This window comes from Sporosarcina sp. FSL W8-0480 (assembly GCF_037963765.1).
GTDB lineage: Bacteria > Bacillota > Bacilli > Bacillales_A > Planococcaceae > Sporosarcina.
Map to the genome: position 1 here is coordinate 327,501 of NZ_CP150166.1, position 19,918 is coordinate 347,418.

The 19,918-nt window shown below is 47.7% G+C and carries 11 protein-coding genes, 10 tRNA genes and 4 rRNA genes (1 of these 25 running past the window's edge); all 25 read right to left on the bottom strand.

Annotated elements, in window-relative coordinates; translation table 11 throughout:
• Positions 1 to 26, bottom strand: a tRNA-Ile gene (locus NSQ43_RS01645); it reaches 51 nt to the left of the window's first position.
• A 100-nt stretch (positions 27 to 126) separates the two neighbouring features.
• A 16S ribosomal RNA gene (locus NSQ43_RS01650) occupies positions 127 to 1,678 on the bottom strand.
• A 150-nt stretch (positions 1,679 to 1,828) separates the two neighbouring features.
• Positions 1,829 to 1,901: transfer RNA gene (locus tag NSQ43_RS01655), tRNA-Ala, on the bottom strand.
• Positions 1,902 to 1,911: 10 nt separating this feature from the next.
• A tRNA-Pro gene (locus NSQ43_RS01660) sits at positions 1,912 to 1,988 on the bottom strand.
• A 16-nt stretch (positions 1,989 to 2,004) separates the two neighbouring features.
• Positions 2,005 to 2,081: transfer RNA gene (locus NSQ43_RS01665), tRNA-Arg, on the bottom strand.
• Between the two features lie 19 nt (positions 2,082 to 2,100).
• Positions 2,101 to 2,189 (bottom strand) — tRNA-Leu (locus tag NSQ43_RS01670).
• 9 nt (positions 2,190 to 2,198) lie between these two features.
• Positions 2,199 to 2,273, bottom strand: a tRNA-Gly gene (locus NSQ43_RS01675).
• An 8-nt stretch (positions 2,274 to 2,281) separates the two neighbouring features.
• Positions 2,282 to 2,363: transfer RNA gene (locus NSQ43_RS01680), tRNA-Leu, on the bottom strand.
• A 31-nt stretch (positions 2,364 to 2,394) separates the two neighbouring features.
• Positions 2,395 to 2,470, bottom strand: a tRNA-Lys gene (locus NSQ43_RS01685).
• A gap of 8 nt (positions 2,471 to 2,478) precedes the next feature.
• Positions 2,479 to 2,554, bottom strand: a tRNA-Thr gene (locus NSQ43_RS01690).
• Positions 2,555 to 2,578: 24 nt separating this feature from the next.
• Positions 2,579 to 2,654 (bottom strand) — tRNA-Val (locus NSQ43_RS01695).
• A 39-nt stretch (positions 2,655 to 2,693) separates the two neighbouring features.
• A 5S ribosomal RNA gene (gene rrf / locus NSQ43_RS01700) occupies positions 2,694 to 2,809 on the bottom strand.
• Between the two features lie 168 nt (positions 2,810 to 2,977).
• A 23S ribosomal RNA gene (locus NSQ43_RS01705) occupies positions 2,978 to 5,911 on the bottom strand.
• A gap of 237 nt (positions 5,912 to 6,148) precedes the next feature.
• Positions 6,149 to 7,700, bottom strand: a 16S ribosomal RNA gene (locus tag NSQ43_RS01710).
• Together the 16S, 23S and 5S rRNA genes with 10 tRNA genes alongside form the textbook arrangement of a ribosomal RNA operon.
• A 525-nt stretch (positions 7,701 to 8,225) precedes the next feature.
• The gene (gene lysS, locus NSQ43_RS01715; RefSeq protein ID WP_339252490.1) at positions 8,226 to 9,716 is read right to left on the bottom strand and encodes a lysine--tRNA ligase; all 1,491 of its coding nucleotides are present in this window, start codon (positions 9,714 to 9,716) and stop codon (positions 8,226 to 8,228) included.
• Positions 9,717 to 9,824: 108 nt separating this feature from the next.
• Positions 9,825 to 10,313 carry a 2-amino-4-hydroxy-6-hydroxymethyldihydropteridine diphosphokinase gene (gene folK, locus NSQ43_RS01720; RefSeq protein WP_339252492.1) on the bottom strand — a complete coding sequence of 163 codons (489 nt, stop codon included), beginning with the start codon at positions 10,311 to 10,313 and terminating at the stop codon, positions 9,825 to 9,827.
• The gene (gene folB / locus NSQ43_RS01725; protein WP_339252494.1) at positions 10,310 to 10,678 is read right to left on the bottom strand and encodes a dihydroneopterin aldolase; all 369 of its coding nucleotides are present in this window, start codon (positions 10,676 to 10,678) and stop codon (positions 10,310 to 10,312) included. The genes folK and folB overlap by 4 nt, the downstream gene beginning before the upstream one ends.
• 21 nt (positions 10,679 to 10,699) lie before the next feature.
• Positions 10,700 to 11,548 carry a dihydropteroate synthase gene (folP, locus tag NSQ43_RS01730; RefSeq protein WP_339252496.1) on the bottom strand — a complete coding sequence of 283 codons (849 nt, stop codon included), beginning with the start codon at positions 11,546 to 11,548 and terminating at the stop codon, positions 10,700 to 10,702.
• Positions 11,549 to 11,552: 4 nt separating this feature from the next.
• Positions 11,553 to 12,401 carry an aminodeoxychorismate lyase gene (gene pabC / locus NSQ43_RS01735; protein WP_339252498.1) on the bottom strand — a complete coding sequence of 283 codons (849 nt, stop codon included), beginning with the start codon at positions 12,399 to 12,401 and terminating at the stop codon, positions 11,553 to 11,555.
• 17 nt (positions 12,402 to 12,418) lie between these two features.
• Positions 12,419 to 13,831: an anthranilate synthase component I family protein gene (locus tag NSQ43_RS01740; RefSeq protein ID WP_339252499.1), complete on the bottom strand. Its 1,413-nt coding sequence runs from the start codon at positions 13,829 to 13,831 to the stop codon at positions 12,419 to 12,421.
• Between the two features lie 116 nt (positions 13,832 to 13,947).
• A complete protein-coding gene (gene cysK, locus NSQ43_RS01745) occupies positions 13,948 to 14,874 on the bottom strand; it encodes a cysteine synthase A (protein WP_339252501.1) in 927 nt (308 codons plus the stop codon).
• 176 nt (positions 14,875 to 15,050) lie between these two features.
• The gene (locus NSQ43_RS01750) at positions 15,051 to 15,974 is read right to left on the bottom strand and encodes a peptidyl-prolyl cis-trans isomerase (protein WP_339252503.1); all 924 of its coding nucleotides are present in this window, start codon (positions 15,972 to 15,974) and stop codon (positions 15,051 to 15,053) included.
• Entirely contained in the window at positions 15,952 to 16,839 is an 888-nt protein-coding gene (gene hslO / locus NSQ43_RS01755) for an Hsp33 family molecular chaperone HslO (protein WP_339252505.1), read from the bottom strand. Before hslO ends, NSQ43_RS01750 begins: the two co-directional genes overlap by 23 nt.
• A 15-nt stretch (positions 16,840 to 16,854) precedes the next feature.
• Positions 16,855 to 17,619 (bottom strand): type III pantothenate kinase, encoded by a 765-nt coding sequence (locus NSQ43_RS01760; protein ID WP_339254740.1) that lies wholly within the window; start codon positions 17,617 to 17,619, stop codon positions 16,855 to 16,857.
• Positions 17,620 to 17,833: 214 nt separating this feature from the next.
• On the bottom strand, positions 17,834 to 19,873 hold the full coding sequence (gene ftsH, locus NSQ43_RS01765; RefSeq protein ID WP_339252506.1) for an ATP-dependent zinc metalloprotease FtsH: 2,040 nt from the start codon (positions 19,871 to 19,873) through the stop codon (positions 17,834 to 17,836).
• Positions 19,874 to 19,918 lie beyond the last annotated feature (45 nt).

A 19,918-nucleotide genomic window follows, 5' to 3' on the forward strand; every position in this document is an offset into this window, starting at 1 on the left:
GCTCTAACCAGCTGAGCTATAGGCCCCTTCCGGGTATTATGAAGTTTCAATTGAAATGAACCTTCAAAACTGAACGCAAAACGTCAACGTATGAACCGGAGGTTCATATTCCGTAATTATCCTTAGAAAGGAGGTGATCCAGCCGCACCTTCCGATACGGCTACCTTGTTACGACTTCACCCCAATCATCTGTCCCACCTTCGGCGGCTGGCTCCCGTAAGGGTTACCCCACCGACTTCGGGTGTTACAAACTCTCGTGGTGTGACGGGCGGTGTGTACAAGACCCGGGAACGTATTCACCGTGGCATGCTGATCCACGATTACTAGCGATTCCGGCTTCATGCAGGCGAGTTGCAGCCTGCAATCCGAACTGGGAACGATTTTATGGGATTGGCTCCCCCTCGCGGGTTCGCAGCCCTTTGTATCGTCCATTGTAGCACGTGTGTAGCCCAGGTCATAAGGGGCATGATGATTTGACGTCATCCCCACCTTCCTCCGGTTTGTCACCGGCAGTCACCTTAGAGTGCCCAACTGAATGCTGGCAACTAAGATCAAGGGTTGCGCTCGTTGCGGGACTTAACCCAACATCTCACGACACGAGCTGACGACAACCATGCACCACCTGTCACCGCTGTCCCCGAAGGGAAAGACATGTCTCCATGCCGGTCAGCGGGATGTCAAGACCTGGTAAGGTTCTTCGCGTTGCTTCGAATTAAACCACATGCTCCACCGCTTGTGCGGGTCCCCGTCAATTCCTTTGAGTTTCAGCCTTGCGGCCGTACTCCCCAGGCGGAGTGCTTAATGCGTTAGCTGCAGCACTAAGGGGCGGAAACCCCCTAACACTTAGCACTCATCGTTTACGGCGTGGACTACCAGGGTATCTAATCCTGTTTGCTCCCCACGCTTTCGCGCCTCAACGTCAGTTACAGACCAGAAAGTCGCCTTCGCCACTGGTGTTCCTCCACATCTCTACGCATTTCACCGCTACACGTGGAATTCCACTTTCCTCTTCTGTACTCAAGTCCTCCAGTTTCCAATGACCCTCCACGGTTGAGCCGTGGGCTTTCACATCAGACTTAAAGGACCGTCTGCGCGCGCTTTACGCCCAATAATTCCGGACAACGCTTGCCACCTACGTATTACCGCGGCTGCTGGCACGTAGTTAGCCGTGGCTTTCTAACGAGGTACCGTCAAGGTACGGGCAGTTACTCCCGTACTTGTTCTTCCCTCGCAACAGAGCTTTACGATCCGAAAACCTTCTTCGCTCACGCGGCGTTGCTCCATCAGACTTTCGTCCATTGTGGAAGATTCCCTACTGCTGCCTCCCGTAGGAGTCTGGGCCGTGTCTCAGTCCCAGTGTGGCCGATCACCCTCTCAGGTCGGCTACGCATCGTCGCCTTGGTAGGCCGTTACCCCACCAACTAGCTAATGCGCCGCGGGCCCATCCTGCAGTGACAGCCGAAACCGTCTTTCAGAGTTCTTCCATGCGGAAGAACCGATTATTCGGTATTAGCCCCGGTTTCCCGGAGTTATCCCCATCTGCAGGGCAGGTTGCCCACGTGTTACTCACCCGTCCGCCGCTAATATCAGGGAGCAAGCTCCCTTCAATCCGCTCGACTTGCATGTATTAGGCACGCCGCCAGCGTTCGTCCTGAGCCAGGATCAAACTCTCCATAAAAGAGAAATTCGAATAGCTCGAGTTTCTTGCTGGCATCATATAAGATGTCAATTTTGAATCCGAAGATTCATTTGTTCTTTTCACCGACGGGGTCGGCTTCAGAACTTTATTTGTTGACGTTTTGCTGTTCAGTTTTCAAGGTTCATAAAGTGGAGCCTAGCGGGATCGAACCGCTGACCTCCTGCGTGCAAGGCAGGCGCTCTCCCAGCTGAGCTAAGGCCCCATAAAAGAAGTGGTCGGGAAGACAGGATTCGAACCTGCGACCCCTTGGTCCCAAACCAAGTGCTCTACCAAGCTGAGCTACTTCCCGATTGAAAAAGTAATAATGGCGCGCCCGACAGGAGTCGAACCCATAACCTTCTGATCCGTAGTCAGACGCTCTATCCAATTGAGCTACGGGCGCGTATTTAGTATATGAAATTTGGTGCCGAGAACCGGAATCGAACCGGTACGGTAGTCACCTACCGCAGGATTTTAAGTCCTGTGCGTCTGCCAGTTCCGCCACCCCGGCGTAAGTAAGTGGAGCGGAAGACGGGATTCGAACCCGCGACCCCGACCTTGGCAAGGTCGTATTCTACCACTGAACTACTTCCGCATGAAAAGTGCGGGTGAAGGGAGTCGAACCCCCACGCCTTACGGCACTAGATCCTAAGTCTAGCGTGTCTGCCAGTTCCACCACACCCGCGTATTCATATCATGACAAACGTCAAGAAAGATGGTGAGCCATGCAGGATTCGAACCTGCGACCCTCTGATTAAAAGTCAGATGCTCTACCGACTGAGCTAATGGCTCAAAAAAAGTGGTGCCGGCGAAAGGACTTGAACCCTCAACCTACTGATTACAAGTCAGTTGCTCTACCAGTTGAGCTACACCGGCACATAAATCAATATTTGAAATAAATGGTGGAGGATGACGGGTTCGAACCGCCGACCCCCTGCTTGTAAGGCAGGTGCTCTCCCAGCTGAGCTAATCCTCCGTATAATATAGTTATTATCATTTCACAAAGAATTGATATGCCCGGCGACGTCCTACTCTCACAGGAGGAAGCCCCCTACTACCATCGGCGCTGAAGAGCTTAACTTCCGTGTTCGGGATGGGAACGGGTGTGACCTCTTCGCCTTCGTCACCAGACTTTTAATATCCTTTTTTGAAAGAACATTAATCATTATATCAACTTCTCAAGAATATGCAAGTACTTTTTTGACAAAAAAAATACTTTTTTCGAACGATGCTTGTTCGTTCAAAACCGGATAAAAGAGACATTGTTGCGACTTCAAGTTCAACCGTACTTCATAACTTAAGGTTAAGTCCTCGATCGATTAGTATCCGTCAGCTGCACGTGTCGCCACGCTTCCACCCCGGACCTATCCACCTCATCATCTTTGAGGGATCTTACTTACAAATGTAATGGGAAATCTCATCTTGAGGGGGGCTTCATGCTTAGATGCTTTCAGCATTTATCCCGTCCACACATAGCTACCCAGCGATGCCTTTGGCAAGACAACTGGTACACCAGCGGTGTGTCCATCCCGGTCCTCTCGTACTAAGGACAGCTCCTCTCAAATTTCCTGCGCCCGCGACGGATAGGGACCGAACTGTCTCACGACGTTCTGAACCCAGCTCGCGTACCGCTTTAATGGGCGAACAGCCCAACCCTTGGGACCGACTACAGCCCCAGGATGCGATGAGCCGACATCGAGGTGCCAAACCTCCCCGTCGATGTGGACTCTTGGGGGAGATAAGCCTGTTATCCCCGGGGTAGCTTTTATCCGTTGAGCGATGGCCCTTCCATGCGGAACCACCGGATCACTAAGCCCGTCTTTCGACCCTGCTCGACTTGTAGGTCTCGCAGTCAAGCTCCCTTATGCCTTTGCACTCTACGAATGATGTCCAACCATTCTGAGGGAACCTTTGGGCGCCTCCGTTACACTTTAGGAGGCGACCGCCCCAGTCAAACTGCCCACCTGACACTGTCTCCTGCCCGGATCACGGGCAAGGGTTAGAAGTCCAATACAGCCAGGGTAGTATCCCACCATTGCCTCCTCCGAAGCTGGCGCTCCGGATTCCAAGGCTCCTACCTATCCTGTACAGGCTGCACCGGAATTCAATATCAGGCTACAGTAAAGCTCCACGGGGTCTTTCCGTCCTGTCGCGGGTAATGCGCATCTTCACGCATATTATAATTTCACCGAGTCTCTCGTTGAGACAGTGCCCAGATCGTTACGCCTTTCGTGCGGGTCGGAACTTACCCGACAAGGAATTTCGCTACCTTAGGACCGTTATAGTTACGGCCGCCGTTTACTGGGGCTTCAATTCAAAGCTTCGCTTGCGCTGACCTCTCCTCTTAACCTTCCAGCACCGGGCAGGCGTCAGCCCCTATACGTCACCTTACGGTTTTGCAGAGACCTGTGTTTTTGCTAAACAGTCGCCTGGGCCTATTCACTGCGGCTCTCTCGGGCTTTAACACCCTACCAGAGCACCCCTTCTCCCGAAGTTACGGGGTCATTTTGCCGAGTTCCTTAACGAGAGTTCTCTCGATCACCTTAGGATTCTCTCCTCGCCTACCTGTGTCGGTTTGCGGTACGGGCACCTCCCGCCTCGCTAGAGGCTTTTCTTGGCAGTGTGAAATCAGGGACTCCGGGGATAATTCCCCTTGCCGTCACAGCTCAATGTTATAGGAACGGGATTTGCCTCGTTCCACACCTCACTGCTTAGACGCGCATGACCAACAGCGCGCTCACCCTATCCTTCTGCGTCCCCCCATTGCTGATAACGGCGGGGAGGTGGTACAGGAATATCAACCTGTTCTCCATCGTCTACGCCTTTCGGCCTCGACTTAGGTCCCGACTAACCCTGAGCGGACGAGCCTTCCTCAGGAAACCTTAGGCATTCGGTGGAAGGGATTCTCACCCTTCTTTCGCTACTCATACCGGCATTCTCACTTCCAAGCGCTCCACCAGTCCTTACGATCTGGCTTCGACGCCCTTGGAACGCTCTCCTACCACTGACACCAAAGGTGTCAATCCGCAGTTTCGGTGATCCGTTTAGCCCCGGTACATTTTCGGCGCAGCGCCACTCGACCAGTGAGCTATTACGCACTCTTTAAATGGTGGCTGCTTCTAAGCCAACATCCTGGTTGTCTGGGCAGCGCCACATCCTTTTCCACTTAACGGATACTTGGGGACCTTAACTGGCGGTCTGGGCTGTTTCCCTCTCGACTACGGATCTTATCACCCGCAGTCTGACTCCCAAACATAAATCATCGGCATTCGGAGTTTGTCTGAATTCGGTAACCCGGGATGGGCCCCTAGTCCAAACAGTGCTCTACCTCCGAGATTCTTTCGTTTGAGGCTAGCCCTAAAGCTATTTCGGAGAGAACCAGCTATCTCCAGGTTCGATTGGAATTTCACCGCTACCCACACCTCATCCCCGCACTTTTCAACGTACGTGGGTTCGGGCCTCCAGTAAGTGTTACCTTACCTTCACCCTGGACATGGGTAGATCACCTGGTTTCGGGTCTACGACCCCATACTCATTCGCCCTATTCAGACTCGCTTTCGCTGCGGCTCCGCATTCTCTGCTTAACCTTGCATGGAATCGTAACTCGCCGGTTCATTCTACAAAAGGCACGCCATCACCCATTAACGGGCTCTGACAACTTGTAGGCACACGGTTTCAGGTTCTCTTTCACTCCCCTTCCGGGGTGCTTTTCACCTTTCCCTCACGGTACTGGTTCACTATCGGTCACTAGGGAGTATTTAGCCTTGGGAGATGGTCCTCCCGGATTCCGACGGAATTTCACGTGTTCCGCCGTACTCAGGATCCACTCTGGAGGGGATGGACTTTCGACTACGGGGCTTTTACCCGCTATGGCGGACCTTTCCAGGTCGCTTCGTCTAATCCATCCCTTTGTAACTCCGTATAGAGTGTCCTACAACCCCAGGAAGCAAGCTTCCTGGTTTGGGCTTTTCCCGTTTCGCTCGCCGCTACTTAGGGAATCGATTTTTCTTTCTCTTCCTCCGGATACTTAGATGTTTCAGTTCTCCGGGTGTGCCTCGTTCACGCTATGTATTCACGTGAACGTACTGCCCCATTACGGGCAGTGGGTTTCCCCATTCGGAAATCTTCGGATCAATGCTTACTTACAGCTCCCCGAAGCATATCGGTGTTAGTGCCGTCCTTCATAGGCTCCTAGTGCCAAGGCATCCGCCGTGCGCCCTTTCTAACTTAACCTGCTTGTGCAACAATCTATAGCGATATAGATTGAAGACACGTTAAAAAGTATTGCAATTGTTCAATCACAAAAGTGATCGACTCGGTTGATTACTTGATGTTTTGTTGCTTCAATGTCGTTTTATCCAGTTTTCAAAGAACAAGTTTCGAAGAATCATCATAGAAGATGAACCTTCAAAACTGAACGCAAAACGTCAACGTATGAACCGGAGGTTCATATTCCGTAATTATCCTTAGAAAGGAGGTGATCCAGCCGCACCTTCCGATACGGCTACCTTGTTACGACTTCACCCCAATCATCTGTCCCACCTTCGGCGGCTGGCTCCCGTAAGGGTTACCCCACCGACTTCGGGTGTTACAAACTCTCGTGGTGTGACGGGCGGTGTGTACAAGACCCGGGAACGTATTCACCGTGGCATGCTGATCCACGATTACTAGCGATTCCGGCTTCATGCAGGCGAGTTGCAGCCTGCAATCCGAACTGGGAACGATTTTATGGGATTGGCTCCCCCTCGCGGGTTCGCAGCCCTTTGTATCGTCCATTGTAGCACGTGTGTAGCCCAGGTCATAAGGGGCATGATGATTTGACGTCATCCCCACCTTCCTCCGGTTTGTCACCGGCAGTCACCTTAGAGTGCCCAACTGAATGCTGGCAACTAAGATCAAGGGTTGCGCTCGTTGCGGGACTTAACCCAACATCTCACGACACGAGCTGACGACAACCATGCACCACCTGTCACCGCTGTCCCCGAAGGGAAAGACATGTCTCCATGCCGGTCAGCGGGATGTCAAGACCTGGTAAGGTTCTTCGCGTTGCTTCGAATTAAACCACATGCTCCACCGCTTGTGCGGGTCCCCGTCAATTCCTTTGAGTTTCAGCCTTGCGGCCGTACTCCCCAGGCGGAGTGCTTAATGCGTTAGCTGCAGCACTAAGGGGCGGAAACCCCCTAACACTTAGCACTCATCGTTTACGGCGTGGACTACCAGGGTATCTAATCCTGTTTGCTCCCCACGCTTTCGCGCCTCAACGTCAGTTACAGACCAGAAAGTCGCCTTCGCCACTGGTGTTCCTCCACATCTCTACGCATTTCACCGCTACACGTGGAATTCCACTTTCCTCTTCTGTACTCAAGTCCTCCAGTTTCCAATGACCCTCCACGGTTGAGCCGTGGGCTTTCACATCAGACTTAAAGGACCGTCTGCGCGCGCTTTACGCCCAATAATTCCGGACAACGCTTGCCACCTACGTATTACCGCGGCTGCTGGCACGTAGTTAGCCGTGGCTTTCTAACGAGGTACCGTCAAGGTACGGGCAGTTACTCCCGTACTTGTTCTTCCCTCGCAACAGAGCTTTACGATCCGAAAACCTTCTTCGCTCACGCGGCGTTGCTCCATCAGACTTTCGTCCATTGTGGAAGATTCCCTACTGCTGCCTCCCGTAGGAGTCTGGGCCGTGTCTCAGTCCCAGTGTGGCCGATCACCCTCTCAGGTCGGCTACGCATCGTCGCCTTGGTAGGCCGTTACCCCACCAACTAGCTAATGCGCCGCGGGCCCATCCTGCAGTGACAGCCGAAACCGTCTTTCAGAGTTCTTCCATGCGGAAGAACCGATTATTCGGTATTAGCCCCGGTTTCCCGGAGTTATCCCCATCTGCAGGGCAGGTTGCCCACGTGTTACTCACCCGTCCGCCGCTAATATCAGGGAGCAAGCTCCCTTCAATCCGCTCGACTTGCATGTATTAGGCACGCCGCCAGCGTTCGTCCTGAGCCAGGATCAAACTCTCCATAATACCGGCGGCCGATGCACGGCGCATTGCGTTGTCGATTTCAGTCGATCAGTCAGTCACGTACTAAAGTACACTCCTTCCCTCTCTCCCTCATCTCCTAGCACTGCACCACGCCTCGACCACCAGACACGAGAAATTCGAATAGCTCGAGTTTCTTGCTGGCATCATTTTTATGATGTCAATTTTGAATCCGAAGATTCGTTTTGTTCTTTTCACCGACGGGGTCGGCTCCAGAACTTTATTTGTTGACGTTTTGCTGTTCAGTTTTCAAGGTTCATTTGTCAGTCGCTTCGTCAGAAGCAACTCTTATAGAATACCACACTGTGTTTTCGATGTCAATAACTTTTTTAGAAAAGTTTTAAGCTATTTCGAAGTAGTTATTTACTTATCGGAAACGCAACGTTATTTACTATATCAGCTTGTCTTTTTGAATGCAACACTTTTATCGTAAAAAGAATTTTCTTTTATTAGCATACAAAATAAAAACCGCGTGAAGGTTACTCGGACTGTCTTCACGCGGCATTTTGCTTACTCTTTTGAACGCATTTGAGGGAATAGAAGGATGTCACGGATAGATTGTGCATTCGTCAACAGCATAACAAGACGGTCGACGCCAATTCCCAACCCACCTGTTGGCGGTAAACCGTACTCCAACGCTTCGATGAAATCTTCATCCATTTCATGTGCTTCGTCATTACCTTGTTCCTTTTCAACTAACTGAGCTTCAAAACGTTGACGCTGATCAATTGGATCATTTAATTCCGTAAAGGCATTCGCGTGCTCGCGTCTAACGATAAATAACTCAAAACGATCCGTGAACCTGCCATCTTCAGGATTCTTCTTAGCCAATGGAGAGATCTCAACTGGATGTCCATAGATGAATGTAGGTTGAACAAGTTGTTCTTCCACTTTCTGTTCAAAGAATTCATTCAGGATATGGCCGACTTCCATCATATCTTGAATCTCTACGCCATGCTCTTTCGCAAGGTTACGAGCCTCTTCAACGGACATTTCTTTCCAGAAATCTACGCCTGTATATTCTTTAACCGCGTCTGCCATATGCAGTCGCTTCCAACCCGGAGATAAATCGATTATGTCTTCACCGTATTTCACTTGCGTTGTGCCCAGTACCTCTTGAGCGATATGAGCAATCAAATTCTCCGTAAGTTCCATGATGTCTTTATAATCCGCATATGCCTCATATAATTCAATCATTGTGAATTCAGGGTTATGGCGAGTCGAGATTCCTTCATTACGGAAAACGCGGCCAATTTCATAAACCTTTTCAAGGCCACCTACGATTAGGCGTTTCAAATGCAGCTCGATTGCAATACGCATAAACAGCTCCATATCCAAGGCGTTATGATGCGTAATAAACGGACGTGCTGTCGCTCCACCAGCGATGGAATGGAGCATCGGTGTTTCAACTTCAAGGAAACCTTGTGCATCGAGATAGCGGCGCATTGATTGGATAATACGGCTTCTTGTAATGAAGGTTTCTCTGCTTTCTGCAGAAGAGATCAAATCAAGATATCGCTGACGATAGCGTTGTTCGACATCTTTCAATCCGTGGAATTTATCTGGCAGAGGACGTAGAGCTTTGGTTAGGAATGTGAACTCGATTGCCTTTATTGAAAGTTCGCCAACCTTCGTTTTGAATACATTCCCTTTAATCCCTACGATATCGCCTAAATCGGCATTATCAAATAGCTCATAAGCTTTTTCACCCACTGCATCTTGACGGACGTAAATTTGGATTTGGCCGCCAAGGTCTTGAATATGCGCGAACCCTGCTTTTCCTTTTCCACGTTTCGTCATGATCCGTCCAGCGATTTTCACTTCATGGACCGTTTCATCCAACTCTTCTTTCGAAAGGTTTTCATAGCTTTCACGAATTTCATTGGATAGGTGTGTTCTTTCATATCTTGCGCCAAATGGGTCCAGCCCAATTTCCCGCAATTCATCCATCTTCTGGCGTCTCACCAGAAGCTGATCGTTCAATTCATCCAAATGGGACATTTCCTTCACTCCTTCATAGTTATCCCTCACGCCGGATGGCATGTTCCTATTGTACACAATTCCATCTTATTATGTAAAAAAAGCCGCCACTTTAAAATGGCGGACAGTTCATTTACCTTCATTTAGGAAATGTTCGACTCCTTCAACTTTTCTCCAATGTTTAACGCCGTTATTATCGACTGCCACACTTACAAGAGTAGGTGCGATTTCCATCAGAGGCACAAGAACAAATGCCCTCCCATCCATTCTTGGGTGTGGAACTGTCAAGTTCTCTGATTTAATATTGTCGTTATTATAGAGTAAAATGTCAAGGTCCACAGTCCGAGGACCCCATCTGATTTCCCGGACACGCCCCAAATCATTTTCGACTCCCTGACACACTTCCAATAATTCAAAAGGATTGAGCGATGTTTCTAAACATACGACCAAGTTCAGGAAGTTCGCCTGATCCGTATATCCAACCGGCTCCGTTTCATATATAGAGGAAATCATAGTCACTTCAATCTTATCATGCGAATGCAGTGAGCGGACCGCCTCAGTCAAATGATGTAATCGATCCCCGATATTAGACCCGATTGACAGATAAGCAATGTTCATACGAATTGCCCTCTCGTAATATCGACAGATACGGATGCGTAATGACCGCGTATTGGAGGATCCGGTTTAACTAAAACTACACGGATCCCTTTAACTTGAGCAGCGAATCTTTCCATAACAGAACTTGCAATCTCCTCCGCAACGGACTCGATTAATTTTCGTGGTTCCCCTTCAACGACTGAACGGCAAACGTCGAATACTTCGGCATAATTGACCGTTTTCTGCAAATCATCAGTCACCCCAGCTTCCGCTAAATCGACCGCGAGTGATACGTTTGCCCGAAATCGCTGACCTAATACCGTCTCTTCCTTTAATGCACCATGATAGCCGTAAAACTCCATTTCATTCAAATGAATATAATCCATCTCGAGTCCCACCTCCTTCTATTAAATAACGTCTACTTTGTTTGTTAGTACGTCCATCATTTTCACCATGCGTGAAATGGCCTTTACATCATGCACCCTCACAATATGGCAACCGTGTTCAATACCATAGCATACTGTAGCCCCTGTTCCTTCCATTCGTTCATTGACTGGCAGATCCAATATAGTACCGATCATCCTTTTCCTCGAAGTGGCTAATAGAAGGGGATAGCCCATATCGGAAATCCGTTGCAATCCTTGCATCGCCAACACATTTTGCGCAGTGTCCTTTGCGAACCCGATACCCGGGTCAAGCCATATATTCTCTTCAGACACACCCGCATTACGTGCTATTGCAACACTTTCCTCTAAATCCGCTATTACTTCATCCATGAATGGACCTGTATATTCTGCCACTTCGCGGTTATGCATTAGAATGATTGGTGCGCTGTATTTTGCCGCCACTTCTGCTATTTTAGGTTCCCGTTTCGCTCCCCATACATCATTAATGATATGGGCACCTGCTTTTAATGCAGCCCCTGCCACATCCGCTTTATATGTATCTATTGAAATGACACAATCCAACTCGCGCGAAAGTGCCTCAATAACTGGTACTGTACGTTCAAGCTCCATCTCAAGTGATACAGGCGCGTGTCCGGGGCGCGTTGACTCCCCACCAACATCAATAATTTTCGCTCCGTCCCGCAGCATTTCCTCAGCGTGTTTAAGCGCAGCATCAATATGTCCGTATTTGCCACCGTCAGAAAAGGAATCGGGAGTGACATTCAAAATGCCCATTACAACTGTCTCTTTTTTAAAGTCCAGTTCCGTTTTTCCGAAACTATATCGAACTTTCGCTTTCGTTAACTCCACAATTTCAACCTTCTTTCAATCTTTCTATCGCTTGCACGTATAGTTTATGCAGTTTTTGGTAATAAACCCCAGAAGAACCCGGCAACATATACTCGCCGACCATCGACAAAGGAACGAGCTCTTGGACGGCATTCGTGACGAACGCTTCATCCGCCCGCTCCACTTCCCCCTTTGTAAATAATCCTTCTTGGACAACCATACCGAGGCTTGAAGCAAGCTTCAAAATAAAAGCTCTTGTCGTGCCCGGTAAAATACCCGTTTTTAGCGAAGGAGTGAACAATTCACTTCCTTTTACCCAAAAAACATTTGACGTGACGCCTTCAGCAACAAACCCTTCGCCCGTTACAAACAATCCCTCATGATTTTTCAATGATGGCAGTTCCAACCGGCCTCGAAGGTTGTTCAAGAAATTATGCGACTTATGTCGAATCCGGCTTTCTGGAATATTTCTTTCAGTATCCAACCAAACCGCTTTCTTTTCCGTCCCCCGAGGTGCAGCCGCCAACTCTTTCCTAAACAAGATGATGTTCGGCGTCGTGTATTCGGATGGGCCTAACCCGATATCATGAATACCCGCGGACACATTCAACCGAAAATAGCCATCCTGTCCACCAGACTTTTTATTCAAGTCGCGAATGATATCGGCGATTTCACGGTCTGTATACGGCATCGAAATTCGATATTCATCTAACGCTTCACGTAGCCTGTCCATATGTTCTTCGAATAAAAACACATGTCCCTCATACGTCCGGAACGTCTCAAAAAAACCGGCGCCATATAAGAAACCGTGATCGAAAGGGGAGATACGCAGATCTTCAGCTTTTATATATTCTCCATTCATCCAACAAATCATATGGACTCTCCTACCTTTCAAGCCTTCGTTTCAGCCATTTCCTTCGCCTGCCAAAGTGCTTTTGCTTTATTCAACGATTCAACATATTCCTCTTCGGGAACTGAATCAGCTACAAGTCCAGCACCCGCTTGGATATGGGCAATTCCATCCTTTATAAACGCCGTCCGTATGACGATATTCAATTCCATATCTCCATTGAAACCAATCCATCCAATCGAACCTGTGTAAAGTCCTCTTCTTGTCGGCTCCAATTCTTCAATGATTTCCATCGTTCGTAGTTTCGGGGACCCCGTAATTGAACCACCAGGGAATACACCTTTAATAATCGCCGCATTCGACAGTTCAGGCGATGCTGTCCCGCGAATATTCGACACAAGATGCATGACATGGGAATAGCGTTCTATTACCATGAATTCATTCGTTTCAACCGTTCCCTTCGTGCAAACCCGTTCAAAGTCCTCAAGTTCTTGCTCGACAAGCATAATATGCTCGCCCTTCTCTTTTTCATTGGAAAGCAAGTCGTTTTCCAACCCCTCGTCTTCTGCTTGTGTAGTACCCCTTGGACGCGTCCCTCCTATTGGGCGTGTACTTAACTCGGTACCTCGCTTTTTCAGCAGTAATTCAGGTGAACCGGAAACAACTGCAAAGTCCTCTGCACCGATCATCGCCATATACGGAGATGGATTGAAAGAGCGCAATGCCTCGTACATGGATAGCGGCTCCGCAGTGAGCACATTGGATTGCCGGACGGATAGGTTTACTTGATTGACTTCGCCTTGTGCAATATATCGTTGTACATCGCGCACCATCTGTTCGAACTGAGGTCCTGTAACGGAAACATCCACCTTTTCTGGCCTTCCAGCATCGGTTGCAGAACTTTCTGCGGCATGAATACGCTTCCCTTCTCCTATAGTGGCAGCTTCTAACCACTCTCGTTCCATTTCTGAAACATCCAATCCCCGTCCAGGTAATGTCATGAAATAGGCCACTTCCTCTTCCAAGTTAAGCACTGCCCAACGGTCGAATAAATAGAAGAAGATATCCGGCGTTTGAAGATCATCCTCAGCAATCTCCGGAATCGGTTCATAAGATCTTGCATAGTCATAACTGATAAACCCCATCGCGCCCCCTTGGAAGTCTGGAAGTTCAGGAAGGTTATCCATTTTCATAGACTCGACAAATTCAACTAAAAGTTCAAGAGGTTCGCCTTCCCGAAGTTCCGTTGACCCATGCCGCCACTGCAATTCCAACCCGCCCTCTGTCGCTCTCAACGTTACAAGCGGATTTACCCCGGCCATGCTAAACTTCCCCGTCCGCCCGCTCTCTAACAAGAGGTGTTTTTCCGTAGTTTCCGCAAGTTCTTTATATGCATAAAAAAATTGTTCCTTCGTCATTTTCACTTTCTTGTAATCCGGATACATTCTATCCATTTTCTTTTCCCCCAACAGTCATAATAATCTAATCTTACAGTGTGGAGACTCGTTTACGCTACAAAAAAGGAATACAAAAAAGAGAGCCGTTCAGCTCTCCCTTTTGTACTGCATATTCATTCCTCGTCAAACTGATAAAGTGGAGTACTTAAATAACGTTCGCCGTTTGAAGGAAGAATCGCTACTACTTTCTTTCCTTTACCAAGTTTTTCCGCGACTTGAAGTGCCGCGAATATGGCAGCGCCGGATGAAACACCACCTAAGACTCCCTCTTCACGCGCTGCGCGTCTTGCAGTTTCATACGCTTCATCGTTCGACACTTGGATAATTTCATCGTAAATTCCCGTGTCAAGAACCTTAGGAACGAAGCCTGCTCCGATACCTTGAATCTTATGTGGCCCTGGTTTCCCACCGGAAAGCACTGCTGAGTCAGTTGGCTCCACAGCGATTATTTTAACTTCAGGGAATCGCTCTTTTAATACACTACCCGCTCCCGTAATCGTGCCGCCCGTTCCGATTCCTGAAACGAATGCATCTACTTGGTCTAATGCATCGGCAATTTCAGGACCTGTCGTTAAACGGTGAACTTCCGGATTTGCCTCGTTATTGAATTGTTGTGGCATGAACCAACCGTTTTTCTCAGAAAGCTCTTCCGCTTTGGCGATTGCGCCTTTCATCCCTTCAGCACCCGGCGTAAGGACAAGGTCCGCACCATAAGCACGCAATAGATTACGACGTTCAAGGCTCATCGTATCCGGCATGACAAGAACAGCATTGTACCCTTTTGCAGCTGCAATCATCGCAAGCCCAATGCCTGTATTACCGCTTGTCGGTTCGATAATTGTGCTTCCTTCCTTCAATTCACCGGACTTTTCGGCAGCTTCAATCATTGCAAGAGCAATCCGATCCTTGACACTTGACCCCGGGTTGAAATACTCAAGTTTCAAATATACATCCGCACTGTCCGGCCCCGCCATGCGATTCACTTTTACAAGCGGTGTTTTCCCTACGAGATCTGCAATTGAATTACCAACTCTACTCATCTAAGCCACTCCCAATCCCTACTTATTTGATATGTTTTATAGTATTAATCATACTACCTTATTGTGAGTATAGTCAATCAATAATATCTATAATATCTTTCCCTTTTCTCCACCCGACTAATCTAAAAAAAGCTAACCACAAGCCCCCATAGAATGAAGAGACCTGCAGTTAGCTATTATTTACCATAAAACCATTTTGCATCAAATTCTTTCCAGAATGCCTCCGGAAGAACCAATTGTGGCAGCTGCTCAATCGTCAGCTCCCGTTTAATATGCTCCTTCACTTCATCAAAAGTGAATTTCCTACCATTTATCACTTCATTCACTTGAACGATTGCAAAAGTGCCGTCTTTCAGATCGACCACATCACCGACTTTGCCTTCCTTCAATTTGGAAGCTTCTTTGTAAATCGCAGGGTCGATTGTTTCTGTATCGGCATTGATGTAGCCGATATCGCCACCAAGATTAGCTGAGGTTAGGTCAATTGAAAGCTCCTTCGCTAACGCGTCAAAACTTGAGCCCTTTGACAATTCACTCAATGCTCGTTCCGCTTCTTTCTTGGATGGAACAACAATAATGGATGTCCGGTAGGAAGTTAAAATTGTATAAAGGGATTCATTTTCATCGTAGAAAGATTCCACTGTCGCATCGTCAATGACAACATCATTTGACAATACCTTTTCCAAAATGATTGTAGATCGTATTCTTTGCCGTATTTGCTCGAGATCCAGTCCTGAATATGTATGTCCATCCACAGATGTGATTAATGCGAGTTCAAGGTCGAGTTCCTTTTCACTCACTTCGATGCCGTATTTTGCTGCAGCTGTCTCCATCACCTTGTTGTTCACAAGCTCCCGTAGCACATCCCGACCTACCGCCTTCTCCATCGCAGTCATCCATTGTTCTCTTGTAATAGGATCACCCGCAACTGAAGCAACCACTTCATCGGGTTGCTTCAATTTTTTATCGGGTATTAGCCATCCAATGAACCAAAAGATGTTTCCTATAAGGAGAATGGCGATTAAGACTAAAAGCGGCTTCGTTTTTAATTTCCTTTTCGGAACTGGTTCTTGAAGTTTATGATTGTGACCGTATTTCATCGATAAATCCTTCTAATTCTTCCTTCGAATAAACATATTTCTCCAGACAGAAGTGGCATTCTGCTTCAGCCTGACCATCTTCATCAATCATTTCGCGAATTTCTTGTTCCCCTAGACCAATAATCGCATTTCCAAAGCGCTCCCTTGAACAATTGCATTTGAAAGCCACATCCATCTTTTCAAGTACTTCCACCTGATCGGCACCTAATACTTCATTCAAAATCTCTTCAGGCGTCAAGCCGCGGTCAATCATACGTGAAATCGGTTCAATGTTCGCAAGCTTCTTCTCAAGCTGTGTGATCGTTTCGTCCGTTGCACCTGGCATTACCTGAATGATGAAACCACCCGCTGCTTTTACAGTATTGTCCGGGTTTACAAGTACTCCAAGTGCCACCGCAGAAGGAACTTGTTCGGAGACAACGAAATATTGAGTGAAGTCCTCCGCAATTTCACCGGAAACAATCGGAACTTGGCCTGTGAAGAAGTCACGGAGCCCAAGGTCTTTAACTACAGTTAACATTCCCTCTGTTCCAACCACGCGTCGAACATCTAATTTGCCATTTTCATTCAACTCAAAATGTGTTTGTGGATGTGTGATGTATCCCCTGACTTCACCGTGTGCGTTTGCATCAACAACGATTGGGCCAGCCGGTCCGTTTCCTTCAACTTTCACTGTCAGTTTGTCATTTCCTTTTAGCATTGCGCCCATCATTAGTCCTGCTGTCATCGTTCTGCCCAAAGCCGCAGTTGCAGTCGGCCATACTTGGTGTCGTTTTTGCCCCTCCGCCACAACATTTGTAGAGTTAACCGCATATGCGCGGATTGTACCTTCAAATGCCAATGCTTTTATTAAATAATCATTCATGTAATTCTTCTCCTTTCAGACATTTCTTTCGTAGATTAGATGAAGTCCCTTCAACGTAAGGAAATTGTCTACTACGTCAATCACATTCGTCTCACTTGCTATCAATTCAGCAAGTCCACCTGTAGCGATGACAGTCGGTTCCACTTTACTTTGTGCTTTCATCCTACCAACGATACCTTCCACAAGCCCAACATAACCAAATATAATTCCAGATTGCATGGCAGATACGGTATTTTTTCCGACAACATGATCTGGACGGACCAACTCGACACGAGGTAATTTGGATGCCCGGTCGAATAACGCTTCCATTGAAATACCGATTCCAGGTGCAATGGAACCACCCATATATTCATTTTTCTCATTAACATAACAGAACGTCGTTGCAGTTCCGAAGTCCACGATAATGAGAGGACCGTCATGTTCTTCTATAGCAGCAACCGCGTTAACAATTCGGTCTGCACCTACTTCACGTGGATTTTCATATTTGATATTCAAACCTGTCTTGACCCCCGGACCAACAATCAATGGGCGGATATCAAAATATTTTTTACACATTTGTTCTAGCGGGAACATTACTGGTGGAACGACGGAAGAGATAATAATTCCGTTTATATCGTCAAAGTTTAAGCCTACATGGGAAAATAGCGATTTTACTGACATGGCATATTCATCTTCTGTTCTGTGTCTATATGTCTCCATACGCCAATGATGTTTCAACTCTCCTTGATCATAGACGCCAAGGACGATATTCGTATTTCCGGTATCCAATACTAAGATCATTTTCTTTTCCTCGCTAACATTCATCATTTTCCTCGATATCATACCACAAACTAAAAGCGTAGGGCGACGGTTAAAGCCCCAAAAAACTTTATACATCTTTGGTAATGTTTGATATTTTATGGGAAATAATTTAGCTATTATTTTGATGTTATATACAAAAACAAAAACAGTCGACTGCCCAATAAAGCAGTCGACCATTATTCCATTTACAAGATCAGTCTCTTCTTTGTTCATCAATCGGAGGAAGGGTTGTGTCGCCGCCACGGTTCTCCTTAGGCAAATCCGCAATGGATGGATCTGCTGGTGCGCCGGTTGAATCAGGGTTGACTGTGTCTTTTTCCGATTCCGCGTCTACTTCTTCCGACTTCTCTTCCACTTTACCATTACCGTTCCGCTCATATGGGCGATCCGGCAAAGTTCCATGGTCTTTCAAGTGGTTAATTTGCTCAGCATCCAACGTTTCAACTTCAAGAAGTGTTGTTGCGATCAAATCAAGCAACTCACGGTGCTCTGTAAGGATTTTTCTTGTGCGTTCGTATTGCCCCTTGATGATGCTTTGCATTTCCTGGTCGATTTCGTAAGCAATCGATTCAGAGTAGTTCTGCTCCGAATTGAAGTCTCTGCCAAGGAATACGTTTCCGCCTTGCGCCGAGCCAAATTGCATCGGACCAAGCTTATCGCTCATTCCGTACTCCGTCACCATGGAACGTGCAATGCCTGTCGCTCGTTGGAAGTCGTTATGCGCTCCCGTAGACACTTCACCAAGTACAATCTCCTCTGCCACACGGCCACCAAGAAGACCTGCAACTTTATCAAGCAATTCCGGTTTTGTCATGAAGTAACGATCCTCTTTCGGAAGCATCACAGCATAACCACCTGCTTGGCCCCGAGGAACAATTGTTACTTTATGAACGACTTCAGCGTCATCCAACATCAGACCGACAACAACGTGACCCGCCTCGTGGAATGCAACAATATTTCTTTCCTTTTCAGAAATGACACGGCTCGTTTTCGCAGGACCTGCAATAACACGGTCTGTCGCTTCATCGATATCCGCCATGTCAATCTTCGTTTTACCACGTCTTGCTGCTACAAGCGCAGCCTCATTCAATAGGTTCTCAAGATCAGCACCAGAGAATCCTGGTGTACGTTGGGCAAGTGCCTTCATATTGACTGTGTCGTCAAGCGGCTTATTTCGCGCATGCACCTTAAGTACAGCTTCACGGCCCTTTACATCCGGACGACCGACTGTGATTTGGCGGTCAAAACGTCCTGGACGTAGTAATGCAGGGTCCAAAATATCCGGACGGTTCGTTGCCGCAACGATGATGATCCCTTCATTTCCATCGAAGCCATCCATTTCAACCAAGAGCTGGTTCAATGTCTGTTCGCGCTCATCATGGCCGCCACCGAGACCGGCGCCACGTTGACGCCCGACTGCGTCGATTTCATCGATGAAGATGATACATGGTGCATTCTTTTTCGCATTTTCAAACAAGTCACGAACACGGGATGCACCGACCCCGACGAACATCTCAACGAAATCCGAACCGGAAATCGAGAAGAAAGGAACGCCGGCTTCACCAGCAACTGCTCGCGCCAAAAGTGTCTTACCAGTACCTGGGGGACCGACTAACAAAATACCTTTTGGAATACGAGCCCCAAGTTCAGCAAATTTACGTGAATCCTTTAGGAAATCAACTACTTCTTCAAGCTCCTGCTTCTCTTCATCCGCTCCCGCTACATCTGTAAAACGGACTTTCTTGCGGTCATCCGAGTGAAGCTTCGCCTTACTCTTACCGAAGTTCATGACACGGCCGCCACCGCCGCCTTGCGCTTGATTCAACAAGAAGAAGAATAGGATGATAATAATGATGAAAGGAACTAGGCCTGTAAAGAAGGCAACCCAAGCACTTGTTTCAGGTGCTTTTTGTACATTGAACTTTGGGTTGTTCTTTTTTCCGACAGCATCAATTGTACGGAGTTCTTCCGTGATGGTCGTGTCGTTTGCGAGGATATTCGTGGTGAACTTTTCACCCTCCTCATACCCTTTCATAACCCCTTCGACAGTCAGAACGCCAGCGACTGGTTGAACCGAAATCGATTCAATATCGCCTTTTTCCAAAGCCTCATAGAACTCATTCGTTGGAATCTCTTTTGTTTTCGGATTCGGATTATTTAGTGAACTGAAAATCCCCATGATTGCAAGGAAGATCAATCCGTATAATAGAAAGTATCGAAGTATACGATTCATCCCAAGCCTCCTCATTTCTTTCAACAGAAAACTATTGTAAATCTT